This window comes from Paraburkholderia sp. JPY465, assembly GCF_050436725.1.
Classification (GTDB): domain Bacteria; phylum Pseudomonadota; class Gammaproteobacteria; order Burkholderiales; family Burkholderiaceae; genus Paraburkholderia; species Paraburkholderia youngii.
In genome coordinates, this window is record NZ_JBNDMT010000002.1 from 2,120,963 (window position 1) to 2,136,376 (window position 15,414).

General features: G+C 60.9%; 14 protein-coding genes and 1 pseudogene. 9 read left to right on the forward strand and 6 right to left on the reverse strand.

All coding sequences use genetic code 11. The features are described from left to right. The first annotated feature begins 34 nt into the window (after positions 1–34). The 3 genes from QFZ94_RS11900 to QFZ94_RS11910 are packed head-to-tail and all read left to right on the forward strand — an operon-like array spanning position 35 to position 3,619. Positions 35–1,045, forward strand: coding sequence for a glycosyltransferase family 2 protein (locus tag QFZ94_RS11900; protein ID WP_368586613.1), 1,011 nt, complete (start codon positions 35–37; stop codon positions 1,043–1,045). 15 nt (positions 1,046–1,060) lie between these two features. Further along, a complete protein-coding gene (locus QFZ94_RS11905) occupies positions 1,061–2,377 on the forward strand; it encodes a lipopolysaccharide biosynthesis protein (protein ID WP_410849848.1) in 1,317 nt (438 codons plus the stop codon). A 51-nt stretch (positions 2,378–2,428) separates the two neighbouring features. Next, complete coding sequence (locus QFZ94_RS11910) at positions 2,429–3,619, forward strand: glycosyltransferase family 4 protein (RefSeq protein ID WP_368586615.1); 1,191 nt, start codon at positions 2,429–2,431, stop codon at positions 3,617–3,619. On the opposite strand, the gene QFZ94_RS11915 is transcribed toward QFZ94_RS11910, so the two are convergent. After that, the gene (locus tag QFZ94_RS11915) at positions 3,595–4,902 is read right to left on the reverse strand and encodes an O-antigen ligase family protein (protein WP_429457043.1); all 1,308 of its coding nucleotides are present in this window, start codon (positions 4,900–4,902) and stop codon (positions 3,595–3,597) included. The two genes, QFZ94_RS11910 and QFZ94_RS11915, sit on opposite strands and share 25 nt — an antisense overlap. Positions 4,903–5,536: 634 nt before the next feature. Here QFZ94_RS11915 and QFZ94_RS11920 point away from each other — a divergent pair. Genes QFZ94_RS11920 through QFZ94_RS11935 form a run of 4 tightly spaced genes read left to right on the forward strand, consistent with a single transcriptional unit; the run spans position 5,537 to position 9,940 of the window. Then, positions 5,537–7,057: a mannose-1-phosphate guanylyltransferase/mannose-6-phosphate isomerase gene (locus tag QFZ94_RS11920; protein ID WP_429457045.1), complete on the forward strand. Its 1,521-nt coding sequence runs from the start codon at positions 5,537–5,539 to the stop codon at positions 7,055–7,057. Between the two features lie 41 nt (positions 7,058–7,098). Continuing rightward, a complete protein-coding gene (locus tag QFZ94_RS11925) occupies positions 7,099–8,481 on the forward strand; it encodes an undecaprenyl-phosphate glucose phosphotransferase (protein WP_429457047.1) in 1,383 nt (460 codons plus the stop codon). Positions 8,482–8,483: 2 nt separating this feature from the next. After that, a complete protein-coding gene (locus QFZ94_RS11930; protein ID WP_368586619.1) occupies positions 8,484–9,569 on the forward strand; it encodes a sugar-transfer associated ATP-grasp domain-containing protein in 1,086 nt (361 codons plus the stop codon). A 35-nt stretch (positions 9,570–9,604) separates the two neighbouring features. Next, positions 9,605–9,940: a hypothetical protein gene (locus QFZ94_RS11935; protein WP_368586620.1), complete on the forward strand. Its 336-nt coding sequence runs from the start codon at positions 9,605–9,607 to the stop codon at positions 9,938–9,940. 22 nt (positions 9,941–9,962) lie between these two features. On the opposite strand, the gene QFZ94_RS11940 is transcribed toward QFZ94_RS11935, so the two are convergent. The 5 genes and pseudogenes from QFZ94_RS11940 to QFZ94_RS11960 form a co-directional block, all read right to left on the reverse strand. Then, positions 9,963–10,376, reverse strand: a complete 414-nt coding sequence (locus QFZ94_RS11940) for a hypothetical protein (protein ID WP_429457050.1) — start codon at positions 10,374–10,376, stop codon at positions 9,963–9,965. 50 nt (positions 10,377–10,426) lie between these two features. Continuing rightward, positions 10,427–10,620, reverse strand: a pseudogene (locus tag QFZ94_RS11945) (RraA family protein); the annotation flags it as partial. Between the two features lie 133 nt (positions 10,621–10,753). Further along, the gene (locus tag QFZ94_RS11950; RefSeq protein WP_429457052.1) at positions 10,754–11,131 is read right to left on the reverse strand and encodes a hypothetical protein; all 378 of its coding nucleotides are present in this window, start codon (positions 11,129–11,131) and stop codon (positions 10,754–10,756) included. Then, complete coding sequence (locus tag QFZ94_RS11955; RefSeq protein ID WP_429457054.1) at positions 11,109–11,594, reverse strand: glycoside hydrolase family 73 protein; 486 nt, start codon at positions 11,592–11,594, stop codon at positions 11,109–11,111. The genes QFZ94_RS11950 and QFZ94_RS11955 overlap by 23 nt, the downstream gene beginning before the upstream one ends. Positions 11,595–11,768: 174 nt before the next feature. Next, a complete protein-coding gene (locus QFZ94_RS11960; RefSeq protein WP_410849852.1) occupies positions 11,769–12,704 on the reverse strand; it encodes a LysR family transcriptional regulator in 936 nt (311 codons plus the stop codon). Between the two features lie 136 nt (positions 12,705–12,840). Between QFZ94_RS11960 and QFZ94_RS11965 the strand changes: the two genes are divergently transcribed. Beyond that, complete coding sequence (locus QFZ94_RS11965) at positions 12,841–14,184, forward strand: MFS transporter (RefSeq protein WP_429457056.1); 1,344 nt, start codon at positions 12,841–12,843, stop codon at positions 14,182–14,184. 31 nt (positions 14,185–14,215) lie between these two features. After that, entirely contained in the window at positions 14,216–15,391 is a 1,176-nt protein-coding gene (locus QFZ94_RS11970) for an L-rhamnonate dehydratase (RefSeq protein WP_429457058.1), read from the forward strand. The last annotated feature ends 23 nt before the right edge of the window (positions 15,392–15,414 follow it).

Sequence of the window (15,414 nt, forward strand, 5' to 3'; positions counted from 1 at the left end):
GCGAACCGAACCTGATGGATAGCGTTGACACATCATGAAACAGGTCACCATTGCGATTTGCAATTACAACTACGAGCACTATCTGGCGGCGGCGATCGACTCGGCGCTCGCGCAGGACTATCCGGCGACCACGGTCATGATCGTCGACGATGGATCGACCGACGGGTCACGCGCGATCATCGAAAGCTATGGCGATCGCGTCGTGTCGGTGTGGAAGAAAAATGGCGGACAGGTGTCCGCCTACAACCATGCAATCGCGTCGCTCACCACCGAGTTCGTGATCTTTCTCGATTCGGATGACGTGCTGTACCCCTCGGCAGTCAGCGAGGTCATGCGCTTTTTCGAGGACGGCGAGTGGGTCAAGGTGCAATTCCGCCTCGACGTGATGGACAGCGATGGAAAATTGACGGGTGCCTACGTGCCGAATAGCGAGCCGCCCCCCGACTGCGGCAGTCTGCTGCGCGGCGGTTGGCTCTATCCGTCGCCGCCCGCGTCTGGCAACGCTTACCGGGTGAGTGCGCTCAAGCAGATCTTCCCGGTCCCCGAAGAGGGCGTGAATCGCTATGGCGCGGACTTTTACGCGATCTATGGCGTCGCGCTGGCGGGACCGATCGCGACCGTGTCGAAGTCGCTAGGCGGCTACCGGGTGCATAACGCGGGCAGTGAAACGGTGTCGTTCGCAAACTCGGAACAACTGACGAAAGCGCCGCGCGCATTCAACATGCGTTGGGCCATTCTGCGCAATATTGCAAAAGACCGGCTCGACATAGAATTACCGGCCACATTTCTCGACTTCTCGCACGAGAAAGCGACATTCTGCTCTTCCGTTTATCGCGCGACGTTTTTCCGGCGTTGGCAATGGATGCTCCGCGATTCGCGCAGCTATCTGCACACGATCATTGCAAATCCGTTCTGGAGCCTGAAGAAGAAGCTCGGCACGCTCGTACTGTCGAGTCTGTGTCTCGTCCCCTATTCGCCGCTGTCGGATTTCGCGGTGCGTTATATCGCGAACCCGCTTGCGCGCCGTCGCGTCGCAGGACGCTAGGCGAAGGAGGACGGCATGGATAGACGAACGAGCACCAACTTAATCGTATTTGTGTACGCCGGCTATTTCATGAGGTACGTGTACCTCATGATCGTGGTGCCGTTCTATGGCAGGGTGCTTGGCGTGGCCGAATACGGCCGGGTACTCGCGTCGATGTCGCTGATGAACGTGATATGGATGTTCGTCGGCTTCGGCTTCACCTTCGTCGGCATGCGCGAGGTGGCGAAAGCGCAGTCGACCCAGGAATGCAATGCGATCTATTCGCTGCATGTCAGCGCGCGGCTGGCACTCGCCGTGATTGGCGCGGGCATCGGCATCGTTGCGACGTTCTGCTCACCGTTATTGGCGGAGCAGCCTCTGATCGGCATGCTCGCAACCGTGCTAGGCATTGTGTCGGCGTGCAATCTCGGCTGGCTATTTCAGGGGCGGCAGCAGATTCGCACGCCGATCATGATCGAAGTGTTCGGCTTTGCGCTGAGTCTCGTGCTGGTGCTGGCGCTCGTCAGAGGACCGAACGACGCCGTATGGGTGGTGGCGAGCCTGCTGATTGCGGGCGCCGTGTCCTTGGCCATTGCCTACGGTTTGACGACGTGGCAGCTCGGTTGGCCGCGTCTGGCGTTTTCCGGCGTCCTGCCGCTCATACGCAGGTCGACGATGCTGTTTTGCTATTCGTCTGGCTCCGTCGTGCTGACGGCGTCGTCGACGTATTTGCTGACCTTGTTCTCCACCCCCGCTGAGGTCGGCTATTTCGGCGCGGCCGAGCGTTTCGCGACGATCGGTCTGAGCCTGATGGCCCCCGCGGCGCAGGTCTTTATTCCGACGATAACCCGGCAACTCGCGCAGGGCGACAAGGTGGGCGCGCATGTAACGACACGGCGCGGCGCCCTATTGCTGCTCGGCTATGGCGTGCTGGTGCTGTGCGGCGCGTTGACGCTTTCGCCTTTCGTGTTGCCGCTGATTCTCGGCGCAGCGTTCGAGCCGAGTGTGCACGTATTGCAGGTATTCGCATGGATGTTCCCGTTCGCGGCATTCAATGAGTTCGTCGCGTTCTATGTATTCGTACCGCGCAGGAAAGACCGGGTACTCGCAATTGCCGGCGTCGCCTCGGCGCTGGTCAATCTCGCGTCGGCGCTCGTTCTCGCGCCGCGTTTCGGCGCGATTGGCATGGCCTCTGCTCGGGTGATCGCCGAAGCGGCGGAGTCGGTGACGCTGCTCAGCGTGCTGATTCGTCTCGAACTGGTCGGGCTATTACCTGGCGCCGAGCGGGCCCTCGCGCGAGTGCGGGTGATGTGTGGGCTTCGTACGCAGGCGGGCGGCGCGAAGGACGATTGAAGTAGCGCGTGGGTGTGCGGGAGTTTGGGTGGATTGTCACAGGAGGTCGAAGTGAAAGTCGCTATTGTTCACGATTGGCTGGTAGTGTCCGGCGGCGCCGAGAAAGTATTGAAGAACATCATCGAGTGCTTCCCGGATGCGGACGTCTTTTCGATTGTCGATTTTCTCGAAGACCGCGATTGCGTGAAGGGGAAGTCCGTCAACACGTCCTTCATCCAGAAGATGCCATTTGCGCGAAGACGATACCGCGCCTATCTGCCGTTGATGCCGATTGCTATCGAGCAGGTGGATCTGTCCGGCTACGATCTCGTCATTTCGAGCTCGCACGCGGTTGCCAAAGGCGTGTTGACGGGACCGAACCAGGTGCATATCAGCTACATACATTCGCCGATCCGCTACGCGTGGGATCTGCAACATCAGTACCTGCGCGAATCCCATCTCGACAGGGGACTGCGCTCCGCGTTGGCGCGGGTGCTGCTTCATTACATTCGCGGCTGGGATTCGCGCTCTGCGAACGGCGTCGATCATCTGGTCGCCAATTCCCAGTTCATTGCGCGGCGAATCAGAAAGGCCTATCAGCGCGAAGCGACCGTGATCTATCCGCCTGTCGATCTGGCGAATATGTCCATTGGTACGGAGAAAGAGGATTTCTACGTGACGGCGTCGCGGATGGTGCCTTATAAGCGTATTGATCTGATCGTTCAGGCTTTTTCGCAAACGCCTGAGCGCAAGCTTGTCGTGATCGGCGACGGTCCCGATATGAAGAAGATCAAAGCGGTGGCCGGCGAGAACGTCAAGATCCTCGGGCATCAGCCGTCCGACGTGCTGGTCGATCATTTGCGGCGCGCGCGTGCCTTCGTGTTCGCGGCGGAAGAGGATTTCGGCATTTCCGTGGTCGAAGCGCAGGCATGCGGCACGCCAGTGATTGCCTTCGGCCGCGGCGGCGCGCTCGAATCGGTGGTGGGACTTCCTCTCGATCGGCCGACCGGGGTCTTCTTCGGCGAGCAGAGTACCGCATCCTTGCTCGAAGCCGTTACCCGTTTCGAGAGCAACGCCGCCTTATTCGATCCACGTGTGTGCCGCAAGAATGCCGAGCGTTTTTCGTCTGAGAACTTCAAGAAGGCGTTGATGGGCTTCGTCGACGCGCGGCTCCCGTATGCGTGCGTCGAACAGTTTCTTCCGTATGCGCCGAGTCAGTCGCTGCCGGCCGAAGAACGTCATCTTGCCGACGTTGCGCCCTGAGCCGGGCGCCGGGGCACGGGCTGTGGAGCGCGCGCACCCACGACGCCCGCCTTGCGCGCACCGCGCGGGCCGGGCCTGAATGCAGTGGCCGCCAGCGGACGCGCGGCCAACAGCAGCGAGATCACCAGAGAAAGAATCAACACATTCGACGGCGTGACCAGCCGATGCTCGGTTGCCGACATCACCAGCAGGCACACCGACGAAATCTCGACGAAGCGGAACGCCGCGAAGTGGCGACCCCCCTCGACCAACGCGGCATACGCCGCCCCCTGCTTGCTCCATTCAACCAGCTTCCAGAAGAACGCGAGGATTAGCGTCAAGCCCACGATGCCGAGCTCGGCGAGGATATTCAGGTACGAGTTGTGAGCGTGCGAGTCGCTGTGCTCGATCACGATGTCGGACGGTACCGCGAACAGATGGAAATACGAAGTAAGGCTGCCGATATGGTCGTCGAAGGAACCGAAGCCGAGACCGACGAGCGGGCTTTGCACGAAATACGCGAGCGCTCGTGGCCATAGCCACTCGTAGCGGATGTTGAGGTTGTTGACCTTGGCGTCGTTGGCGTGAATCGCGAACGTATAGCCCATGTAGTCGACGTTCGGCTGCGTATGGTAGATCGCGATGACGGCCGAGGCGATCAGCAGCACCGCGATCAGCGTACCGAGAATCCAGCGCTTGCGGCCAAAGTACAGATAGGGCAGAACGGCCGCCGCGCCGAGCAGCGAGCCACGGCTATAGGTCGAAAAGAGCATTAGCGCGGTGCAGACGAGCAGCCCGATCACCAGCTTGCTGCGTTTTTGCAGGTAGCACGCTACGCCGAGACAGAACAGCATCGCCAGAAAGCCGCCGGCTGCGTTACGGGCAATGAAGTAGCTGCCAAAGGTGTCGTTTGGGTGAACAAAGATGCTGAACAGCCCGTTCTGGGCGATGTAGTACGCGTACATCGGCAGATTGACGACGACTGCGAAGATGAACAGCGCACGCAGTACCTTGTTCAGATCCCAGCGGTGCGCATACACGCAACCGGCAAAAATGGGCAGATAGGAGATGAAGAAATTGCCGTCGCGCCGATAGAAGTCGAATTCGAGGAACGAGTGCGGATCGTAGAGCAGCGTCGAAATGAACGCGAGCACCGTGAAAGCGGTAAGCGGCGTGATGAACGCGGGATAAGTGCGGCCGTAAAAGCGCCACGCCAGCAATAGCAGCGGGACGAAGCCGATCGCACTGATGGGCACGAAGTTCGTGACCGTCATGAAAAGTGCGAATAGCGAAATATAGGCCATTGCAGCTCCAGAAAAACGGATGGCGCGCCGGTTGGGGTTGTGCCCATGCGCTGGATGGATGGCGAGATTGGGAACAGCGAAAGACTCACAGTGGCCGTGCGGGATCGCACCGCTGTTTATCTTTGACAGGAATGCCACGGGACGTTCATTAAACGGTAGCACGTGTCGCTGCTTATTTCCATCGTGCGCACTGCAATAGAAGTGCAAGCTCGTTCGCAAGCTTGCGAAATCCTGTCCGCGAGCGCCGCCAAAACTTCCGCGCTTCGCGCCAGATGCCATGTGTCGCAAGGCGCTCTCACTATGATGAATTCATCGGGGCAGGACGTCGACCAGATCCGATGTACGTCGTTGCCACATTCGTTCTTTCGTTTTCAAATCGTTTTCCGGTCGTCGTTGTCGAGCAGACCACTGCGATTCGACCATTCAGTTTCCGTACTTCCAGCTCGCGCCGGATGCAACGTCGGCGCATGCGTCTATCACTGCGAACTGAATTACTGGTCTGGTCCGTTTGACGCGGACGCCCTGTCGATAAATCACATCAGACGGTATTTGCGTGGATCGCGGCACACCGCGTTGGGCGGTGTCGTCCCGGAAGACGCGTTCCCGAGCCGGTTTCAATGCGAAGGAGTTTGCGATGGGTAAGGTTACCGCGGCAGCCGCCGCAGCGGATGTCGAGACGATACGACAGGATGCCGCCGGGTCGGAGTTTCCGACGCTCGTACAGGTGATTCTCGCCGGTGGTTCCGGCACCCGGTTGTGGCCGGTGTCGCGCGAACAGTTTCCAAAGCAGCTGATCGACGTGATCGGTAAGCAGACTTTGCTGCAAGCGACCATGGGGCGCATGGCGGGCTTCGATGCCGCATGGAACGTCGCGGCCGATCCGGTGATCGTCTGCGGCACCGAGCATTATTTCGCCACTTACGAACAGGCGCGCGAGATCGGCGTGAACGCGCGAATCGTGGTCGAGCCCGCGCGTCGCGATACGGCGCCGGCACTGACGCTTGCCGCGCTCACGGCATGCACGGAAGACGAAGACGCGATCCTCGTCGCGATGCCAGCCGACCATGCGATCGCGAATCTGGAAGCGCTGCATCACTCGCTCGACGTCGCCGCGACGCATGCGCGCGACGGCGCGATCGTCACGCTAGGCGTGCCGCCCGAGCGGCCGGATACGGGCTTCGGTTATATCCGGCTCGGAGATGCATTGCCCGACGGCGCGCGTCGCATCGAGCGCTTCGTCGAGAAGCCCGCGGCGGAACTCGCGGCCCAGTACGTCGCGTCGGGCAATTACTGGTGGAATAGCGGCATCTTCGTCGTGCGGGCGTCGGTGTGGCTCTCGGTCATCCAGCAGTTTCAACCGGACATGCATACGGCCTGCGTTCAGGCGTATCGCGACGCGAAGAAGACTGAAGAATGCATCATGCCGGACGCCGACGGGTTTCTCGGTTCGCCGTCCGACTCGATCGACTATGCGGTGATGGAACAGCTAGGCAAACCTGAGTCGGCGTTTTCCGGCGTGGTGGTGCCACTCGAAGCGGGGTGGTCCGATCTCGGCTCGTGGGATGCCGTGTGGCAAGCGATGGAGAAGGACGAGTGCGGTAACGCGGCCAGCGGGCGCGTGCTGTTCGAAGGGGCCACCGCGACCTATGCACGCTCGCAAGGAGGCAGGCTTCTCGCCTGCGTCGGCACCGACAACATGATCGTGATCGAAACCGACGACGCGGTGCTCGTCGCGGATCGCTCGCATGTGCAGGACATCAAGGGACTCGTGTCGCGGATCAGGGCCGAGAAGTCGCCGGAAGCGGATGCGCACAGAAAAGTCCGTCGCCCCTGGGGCTTCTATGACTCGATCGATCATGGCGAGCGCTTTCAGGTGAAGCGCATCGTCGTGATGCCGGGCGGCCGTCTGTCGTTGCAGATGCATCATCATCGCGCCGAGCATTGGGTGGTGGTGTGCGGCACCGCGCTCGTCACGCGTGGAGAAGAGCAGTTTCTTCTCGGCGAAAACGAATCGACGTATATCCCGCTCGGTGTTCGCCATCGGCTCGAAAATCCGGGCCGCGTACCGCTGCAGATCATCGAAGTACAGTCCGGCACTTATCTCGGCGAAGACGACATCGTGCGTTTCGACGACAAGTACGGACGTTGTGGCTGATGCGACGAAGTCGACCTGATACGTCCTATGAGGGGGCTGTGATGCGATTGCTGACTGGTCTGCTGGCGAGAGCGTTCGACGTCGCGATGATCGTGGCTGGGGCCTTCGCGGCCTCCCAGGTACGCTTCGACGGCGGCTCGCAACGCAGCCTCTATTTCGCGTTCGTCGCTTTTGCCGCGGCGTTTGCTCTCGCGGTCTTTCCGGCGCTCGGCGTGTACCAGTCCTGGCGCGGCCGCTCGAAAAGAGTGCTGGCGAGTCAGGTGGCGCTCGGCTGGCTCGTCGTGCAGGCTTGCGCGATGGCGCTGATGTTCTCGCTGCACCGGATCGACTTCGTGTCGCGGCTCTGGTTCGTGTACTGGACCGGCATTTCGGGTGCCGCGATGATGTCCGGCCGACTGGTCACGCATGCGCTGCTCGGCCGCATGCGCCATGCGGGGATGAACTTGCAGCAGGTCGCGGTGGCGGCGTGCGGCGATCATTGCGACGAGATCATCCGCAAGATCGAAACCTCGCCCGCTGCCGGCTTTCGCGCGAACGCGTTGTATAACCTGCACCCCGACTGTTGCGTGCTGCCGCACCCGTCGGTGCAGGTGTTCGAAGAACAGGTCGCGTTCGCTCGCTACGTGCGCGAGCAACAGATCGGCGAAGTGTGGCTGGCGCTGCCGCTCACCGAGGAGCGCGCAATACTCAAGCTGGTGGCGGAGTTTCGCAACGACCTGATCAATGTGCGATTCATGCCCGACGTGCGCTCGCTGGCGCTATTCGAAGGCAGCATGACCGAGTTGCTCGGCTTGCCGACGATCAATCTCGCCGCGTCGCCGCTGCCGCCGCAGGCGTTGGTGCAGAAAGACCTGTTCGACCGTCTGTTCGCGCTCGTCGCATTGATCGCGATCTCGCCGATCCTGCTCGGTTGCGCGATAGCCGTCAAACTGAGTTCGCGCGGCCCGGTGTTCTTCAGGCAGCGCCGCAAAGGCGCCGACGGCCGCGTATTCACGATCTACAAGTTCCGCACGATGCGCTTGCACGAGCAGAAGCCGGGCGTTCTCGAACAGGCGACACGCGGCGATCCACGCATCACCAGCGTCGGCGCGTTCTTGCGCCGCACGAGTCTCGACGAACTGCCGCAGTTCTTCAACGTGCTGCGCGGCGATATGTCGGTGGTGGGGCCGCGTCCGCATGCGCTCGAACACGATGATCTCTATCAGAACATCGTGTCGGGCTATATCCATCGTTATCGGATCAAACCCGGCATTACCGGCTGGGCGCAGATCAACGGTTATCGCGGCGAGACCGATCGCCTCGAAAAGATGGAAGGCCGTGTCGCGCACGATCTGTACTACCTGCGCAACTGGTCATTCTGGCTCGACATGAAGATCATTCTGGCCACGATTTTCAAGGGGCTTCATCATCCAAACGCGTACTAAGCATGATGCTATCCGGAGTTGAAAACGTAGTGAGACGATCAGCAAAGCGGGTCTCGCTTTACCGCTTTCACCACGATCACGGCTTGCAGGCGAGAAGAATATTGGAGCGACTTGAAAGCAGATATGGCAAGGCCGACCCGAACAACCTGCGGCTCGCGGACGCCTATGCGCGAGACGTGTTCGGCGACTCGGTCTACGCGCCCTGGCTGCGCGTTTATACCGCGTTTTGCGGCACATTCAAGGAAGGCTGGATTCCGGACAACTACTACGGCATCGTCGTCGTGCCGCATCTGAAAGGCTGGTACGGCAAGATTTCGAGCCTCAAGCCGATTTCACGGCTGATCTTCGACGGCGACGAATTGCCGGACCTGGCGTACTTTGCCAACGGGCTGTTCTTTACGGACAAAAGCGTCGTGGTACCCGAGCGCGACCTGAAGGACGTCGTGTTCGAGCATACCGAGCGCGTCGCATTCAAGCTCGACGGTTCCGGACAGGGCAATGGTGTCTACTTCTTCGACCGTGCCAGCTTCGACCCAACGGTCATCAGGTCGCTCGGCAATGGCGTGATTCAGACCTTCATCGACCAGCACAGTCTGTTCGCCGCGTTTGCTTCGAAACCGGTGGCGACGCTGCGCTTCACGACCGTGGTGGACGACGCCGGCCACATTTCTGTTCGAGCCTGCTACTTGCGGCTCGGCCGAGCCGAAGATACGCATGTGCTGGCGGATCGCGAAATATGCGTATCGGTCAACCTCGAGACGGGCGAACTGTGCGACCAGGGGTATATGAGCGACTGGGGCGCGGTAGAGTCGCATCCGGACTCGGGCGTGCACTTTGCGGGCGTGAAGATTCCGTGTTTCGACAAATGCATGGCGACCGTGCTGCGCCTGCACAGGAAGATTCCGTTTGCGCGCTGCATCGGTTGGGATCTCACGGTCGACTCGAACGACAAGGTCAAGTTGATGGAATGGAACGGCAAGCACAACGACGTCAAATTCAGCGAGGCGACGCAAGGCCCGTGCTTCGCGGATCTGAACTGGGAACGGCTCAGGGCCGAACCTGACGTTGGACGGATGCCGCCGGTCTGATCGGGCAGGGTAATAAACGCAGCGGGAGACGCGACGTGAGCGAACAGTTATGGTGCGTCCACATCGAAGGGCTGAACGACTTCATTGCCGTTGATTCGGAGGAATCGGCGCGGCACGAGGCGTCGGCGATCAATGCGTATATCGATCGCGCCGACAGAAGCTCGCGTGCCGCGCGTTTGCGCGCGGTGGTGGTCGAATGGCCGTTCAGCGCCGACGGCCACGCCAGAGCGCTCGATACCGACTGGCACGATCTGCAGCGTATGCCGCACAGACAGCAGGCTGCGGCGCGCGCCGACAGCGTGCTGTCGAATCTCGCGCGGCGCGTCAAGGAACTGTTGGGCGTCGCGCGCGCGGACAGGGACGATGCATGAACCGTGGCGATGACAAACCGCGTTATGCGGGCAGCGGCACGTCCTCGATCAGATCCGCGTTCACCGCGCGAATCCTGCGATCGACAAAGTAACCGCCGCCTTCGACGTAGCGCAAATACAGTCGCCCGCAGGTCGAGCATTGCCATACGCCGCAGCGGTTGTACGGGAAATAGCGCGGCGCGATCGGCGCATCGGCCGACCAGTAGCTCGTTTTATCGGGCAGATATTCGCTGAAGGTCGGCTCGGGATCGTCTTCCGGCATCAGCGTGCCGATCTCCTCCAACAAGCTCTCGTCGAGTGAAAGCGGTTGCGATTGCCAGCCGTCGAGGGCAGTGCGCGTGCATTCGCAAGGCCCGGCGGCGCGTTGTTGTTCCAGGCGCCGCTGCGCTGCGCGCGCGAGGTCGAGAAGGGTTGCAGTGTTCAGGTGGTGCGCCATGTGGCTAGTAGCAAGGGGTTCATGGGCCGTTGATCGTCCGGTCGCGCTGTGTCGCGAATCGCACCGTCGGTCACGAGACCGCGTACGCCGAGGCTTTCCGCGTATGTCGCCATGATCTCGTCCATCAGTGGCTGCGTGAGGTCGCGAGTGCCATCGATCACGAGCACGACGCCGGGGCGGAAGATTCGAACGCGCGAGGAATCGCGGGATTGTCGCCGGCGCGTGTATGGATCGTCAATGCGGTATTGATCCTGCTCGCTCTCAGGGTCTCGATGCTCGTCAGCTAACTGCTGCGATCAGGAAGGGGCGAGCATAACCTGTGCACGGGAGGGGAGACACCGTGCGCTCCCACCAACGCAGTGGTGGCGGGAGCGGTGTTACGGTTTGCGCGGAAGCGGTACGAAATGTTCGCCGTCACGTCGGTTGGTGACGACATAGCCATCTCGCTTGCGTATCTTCAGAAAGAAGAGCACTGGCGCCGTATTCGGATCGCCACCGCATTCGAGCGTATGGTTCTCGTGAACCCCGACGATGAAATAGTTCTTCTCATCCGAGACGTCGAATAGCAGGCATTGGGTTCGGTTGGAGGAGAGGTGATGCGATTGGGTGACTTTCGCTGCTCGCTCCGCAGCCTGATCCGCGGTGGAGATCGCCTGCGCCGATGCCGCTGCATGCGCGCCGGCGAGCAGCAGGGCGAAGGTCACCATTCTTGCCCGCATGGTTTTGGCTGGTTCACCGAACGTCATATTGGTCAAGTTTGCGTGATTGAATGATACTGATCAATTTAGCGCCGTACTGAGGGTCGGTCGCGTAGTGGTTGCGGGCTATTTCAGTAGCGAATCCAATGCTGTCAACATGGAGGAAAGCGGAGCGGAAGCGGGCGTTGTGTTCGAGCATGGCGGCGTAATCCTCCGCGGCCTCGTCATAACTGCTATAGGCCCTGAAGGTGCCCGTGGTTGCGACGGATACGCCGTTTACGGTTTCATGGGTACCGAACGTTGTACTTTGTCCATTTGGTGCGCGGCCTTTGATACCGAAGTATGCATTGCCCCTGACGGTCCTCCCCCAGTTACTTTCCAGCGCGGATTGTGCAAGGACCACACCTGCTGGTATTCCGTATATGCGCTGTATATTCTGCGCGGTGCAAAGGTGGTCACGAATGAAGTTGGAAACATAGGCATCGCCTACGTTCGCGTTGTTCCGACGGTGTTTGGGCATATATGGCTCCTGAATCCCCACAACGGGAACCCCGAAGCTAACGTGACAGTTGACTGTTGGCTATGGGCGAAGGATGAAATTGAAAACCGCAGTGTTCGCTGTATCAAAGCCGGCTCCCTCCCCCGAATCTTGCGAGCCTGAATACGAGCGGCGAATTGCGCCTCACAGAACCCCTCACCCCGCACGAATCGAATCGATGACCAGTTGCATCGCCGGCGTGACGCGCCGGTTTCTGCGCAGAATCAGCCCATATGGTGCGAGCCGGCCGCGCAACGGCGTCGCGATCGCGGCGATTGCATCGAGTGCGACGTAGTACTGCGCGACCGAACTCGGCAGCACGGCGAGCATGTCCGAATCGCGCAGCAACGACAGCGTGGTCAGGATCGACGACGTCTCGACCGTGCTAACCGGCGGCGCGACCCGCGACTCGCGAAACGTTTGATCGATCACCTGGCGCATCGGGCTCGGATGCGGCTGGATGATCCACGGATAGCGTGCAAGGTCCGCCAGCTTGGGCCGCGTGCCCGTTTGTTTGCCTGTTTTGACGGCTGGATGATCGGGCCGCACGACGATCGACAGCGCCTCTTCCGCCAACGTCTCGAAGCTCAAATCGAGTGCCGGAAAACCATCTGGAATCCGACCGATCACGATGTCGAGCTGATCCTGTTGCAGCGACTGCACCAGCACGTCGCTGGTGTCGATCGTGACGGCCATCTGCAGGCGCGGATGCGCCTCCTTCAGCTTGACGATCGTGTGCGTCAGCAGTTCGGGCGACGGCGCCATCACCGCGCCGATGCGGACCTTGCCGATGTCGCCGGCCTCGATGCCGGCCAACTCCTCGCGCAACTCGTCGAGATCCTCGAACACGACACGCGCATAGCGCATCACGGCCTCGCCGAAGATCGTCGGCTCCATGCCGCGCGCATGTCGCACGAACAGCGATACGCCGAGCGTGTCTTCGAGTTCCTGCAAGGCCTTGGTCGCCGCGGGCTGGGTCATCGCGAGATCGTCCGCGGCGCGCCGCAGCGATCCGGTTTCCGACAGCGCGACCATCAGTTGCAGATGCCGTAGGCGCAGACGCTTGCGAATGGTGGAGGCGGGCGGGATCATGAGCGATAACTTTAAGGAATCGGCCGATTCGATTTATTCAGTGGTCAGTTATCGGATAGTTTCGCACACTAGCGGTTATCGCAGAACGGCAATCGCGACGCCGTTCGCGCTAACAAGACCAAACTGGAGACGACGCATGACGATGACCGCGAGCCCCGCGCTCGACAGCGCGATTGCCAAAGCGCGCACGAGGCTGCTGCCTTTTCTGATCCTGATGTACGTACTGGCGTTTATCGACCGCGCGAACGTCGGCTTCGCAAAGAACGTGCTACAGGCCGACACCGGCTTGAGCGACGCGGCGTTCGCCTTCGGCGCCGGCATTTTCTTCGTCGGCTATGCGGTGTTCGAAGTGCCGAGCAATCTGCTGATGTACCGCTTCGGCGCGCGCGTCTGGATGAGCCGCATCATGGTCACGTGGGGCATCGTGTCCGCGTGCACCGCCTTCGTCGACAGCGCCACGAGCTTCTATGTGCTGCGCACGCTGCTCGGCATCGCCGAAGCCGGTTTCTTCCCCGGCATTATCCTGTTCCTGTCGAACTGGTTTCCCGCGAAAACGCGCTCGCAGACGATGGGGATGTTCTATTTCGGCTTCCCGCTCGCGCTGTTGCTCGGCAGCCCGATATCGGGTCTGCTGCTCGATGCGGGCAATCCGTTTGGCATGCATCCGTGGCAGTGGCTCTTCGTCGTCGAAGGGCTGGCGGCGTCGGTGGTGGGTGTCGTGGCTTACTTCTATCTGACCGACCGGCCCGTCGAGGCGCGCTGGCTCGATGCCGATGAGCGTGATGCGCTCGATCACGCATTGCGCCAGGAAGACCGCCAGAAGCTCGCGCACGGTCCGGCTTCGGTGCTGGCGGCGCTGCGCGATTCGCGCGTGCTGTTCTGCGGCCTGATCTACTTCGCGGTGCAGATGAGCGTGTACGGTGTCGTGTTCTATCTGCCGACGCGCATCGCCGGGCTTGCGAGCGGTGGCCACGTCGGCGTCGAGGTCGGTCTGCTGACCGCGATTCCGTGGATCGCCGCGATCATCGGCACGTTCTGCGTGACGCGCTACGCCGACCGTCACGGTCATCACCGTATCTGGGCCGCGGCGATGCTCGCGCTCGCGGCGTTCGGCATTGCCGCTTCGGCGATGACGTCTTCGGTGACGCTGGCGATTGCCGCGTTCTGTTTCGCCGCGATCGGTTTCGTCTGCGTGCAACCGCTGTTCTGGACGCTACCCACCGGTTATCTGGGCGGCGCCGCGGCCGCGGGCGGCATCGCGTTGATCAATTCGATCGGCAATCTCGGCGGCTTCGTCGCACCGAACCTGAAGGGGCTCGCCGAGCGCGCGATCGGCTCGTCGCAGGCGGGGATGTTCTCGCTCGCGGTGGTCGGCCTGATCGGCGCATTGCTGTTGCTGACGTTTCGCTTCACGTCCGCTGCCGCTTCCAGTTCCATCTCTCATCGCAACGGCCCGCTCGGCGAGCGCACGGGCCACTGACTCACCGACTCTCAGAAGGAAATCGTCGAACATGAAGATCACGCATATCCGTACACGTGTTTTCGAGTGGAAGGGCAAAGTCGTCCCGCCGCAAGCGCATTTCTGCACGAACGCGGTCGATATTCTGTACGAGCGCGGCGACGCGATGGGTTCATTTCGCTTTCACGGCTGGCTCGTCGTCGAAATCGAATGCGACGACGGCACGGTGGGCATCGGCAATTGCGCGCTCGCGCCGCGCATCGCGAAGCAGATCGTCGACGAATACCTTGCGCCGATCGCGATCGGCGAAGATCCGTTCGACAACGAGTACATCTGGCAGAAGATGTATCGCCGCACGCTTGCCTGGGGCCGCAAAGGCATCGGCATGGCGGCGATCTCGGCGATCGATATCGCGCTGTGGGACATCATGGGCAAGGCCGTGAACAAGCCGGTGTTCAAGCTGCTCGGCGGCCGCACGAAAGAAAAGATCTGGTGTTACGCGTCGAAGCTCTATAACAACGACGACCGCGATGCGTTCCTCGGCGAAGCACAAGGCTACCTGGACAGCGGCTTCACCGCGATGAAGATGCGCTTCGGCTACGGCCCGAAAGACGGCCCGAAAGGCATGGCGAAAAACATCGAACAGGTGCGTCTGCTGCGCGAACTGGTCGGCGACGAAGTCGACATCATGCTCGAATGCTATATGGGCTGGACGCTCGAATACGCGCGCAGAATGCTGCCGCGCCTCGCCGAATTCAATCCGCGCTGGATCGAGGAGCCGGTGATCGGCGACGATGTGGAAGGCTATCGGGAGTTGAAGAAGATGAACCTGATGCCGGTGTCGGGCGGCGAGCACGAGTTCACGAGCTACGGCTTCAAGGATCTGCTCGAACGCCGCGCGATCGACGTGATCCAGTACGACACGAATCGCGTGGGCGGCATCACGGCGGCGCGCAAGATCAATGCGATGGCCGAAGCGTGGTCGGTGCCCGTCATCCCTCACGCGGGGCAGATGCACAACTATCATCTGACGATGTCGAGCACCGCGAGTCCAATGTCCGAGTTCTTCCCTGTGTTCGACGTCGAAGTGGGCAACGAATTGTTCTACTACATCTTCGAAGGCGAGCCGCAACCGGAAAATGGCTATCTGCAACTGTCGGACGACGTGCCGGGCCTTGGCATCGAGTTGAGCGACAAGTATGTTGCCGATTTCAACATCGTCGAATGAATGGACAGACGCGAGGAAAGTAT

Coding starts and splice junctions, on each gene's coding strand:
- QFZ94_RS11900 (WP_368586613.1), top strand. CDS start 35: ATGAAACAGGTCACCATTGCGATTTGCAATTACAACTACGAGCACTAT.
- QFZ94_RS11905 (WP_410849848.1), top strand. CDS start 1,061: ATGGATAGACGAACGAGCACCAACTTAATCGTATTTGTGTACGCCGGC.
- QFZ94_RS11915 (WP_429457043.1), bottom strand. CDS start 4,902: ATGGCCTATATTTCGCTATTCGCACTTTTCATGACGGTCACGAACTTC.
- QFZ94_RS11920 (WP_429457045.1), top strand. CDS start 5,537: ATGGGTAAGGTTACCGCGGCAGCCGCCGCAGCGGATGTCGAGACGATA.
- QFZ94_RS11925 (WP_429457047.1), top strand. CDS start 7,099: ATGCGATTGCTGACTGGTCTGCTGGCGAGAGCGTTCGACGTCGCGATG.
- QFZ94_RS11930 (WP_368586619.1), top strand. CDS start 8,484: ATGATGCTATCCGGAGTTGAAAACGTAGTGAGACGATCAGCAAAGCGG.
- QFZ94_RS11940 (WP_429457050.1), bottom strand. CDS start 10,376: ATGGCGCACCACCTGAACACTGCAACCCTTCTCGACCTCGCGCGCGCA.
- QFZ94_RS11955 (WP_429457054.1), bottom strand. CDS start 11,594: ATGCCCAAACACCGTCGGAACAACGCGAACGTAGGCGATGCCTATGTT.
- QFZ94_RS11960 (WP_410849852.1), bottom strand. CDS start 12,704: ATGATCCCGCCCGCCTCCACCATTCGCAAGCGTCTGCGCCTACGGCAT.
- QFZ94_RS11965 (WP_429457056.1), top strand. CDS start 12,841: ATGACGATGACCGCGAGCCCCGCGCTCGACAGCGCGATTGCCAAAGCG.
- QFZ94_RS11970 (WP_429457058.1), top strand. CDS start 14,216: ATGAAGATCACGCATATCCGTACACGTGTTTTCGAGTGGAAGGGCAAA.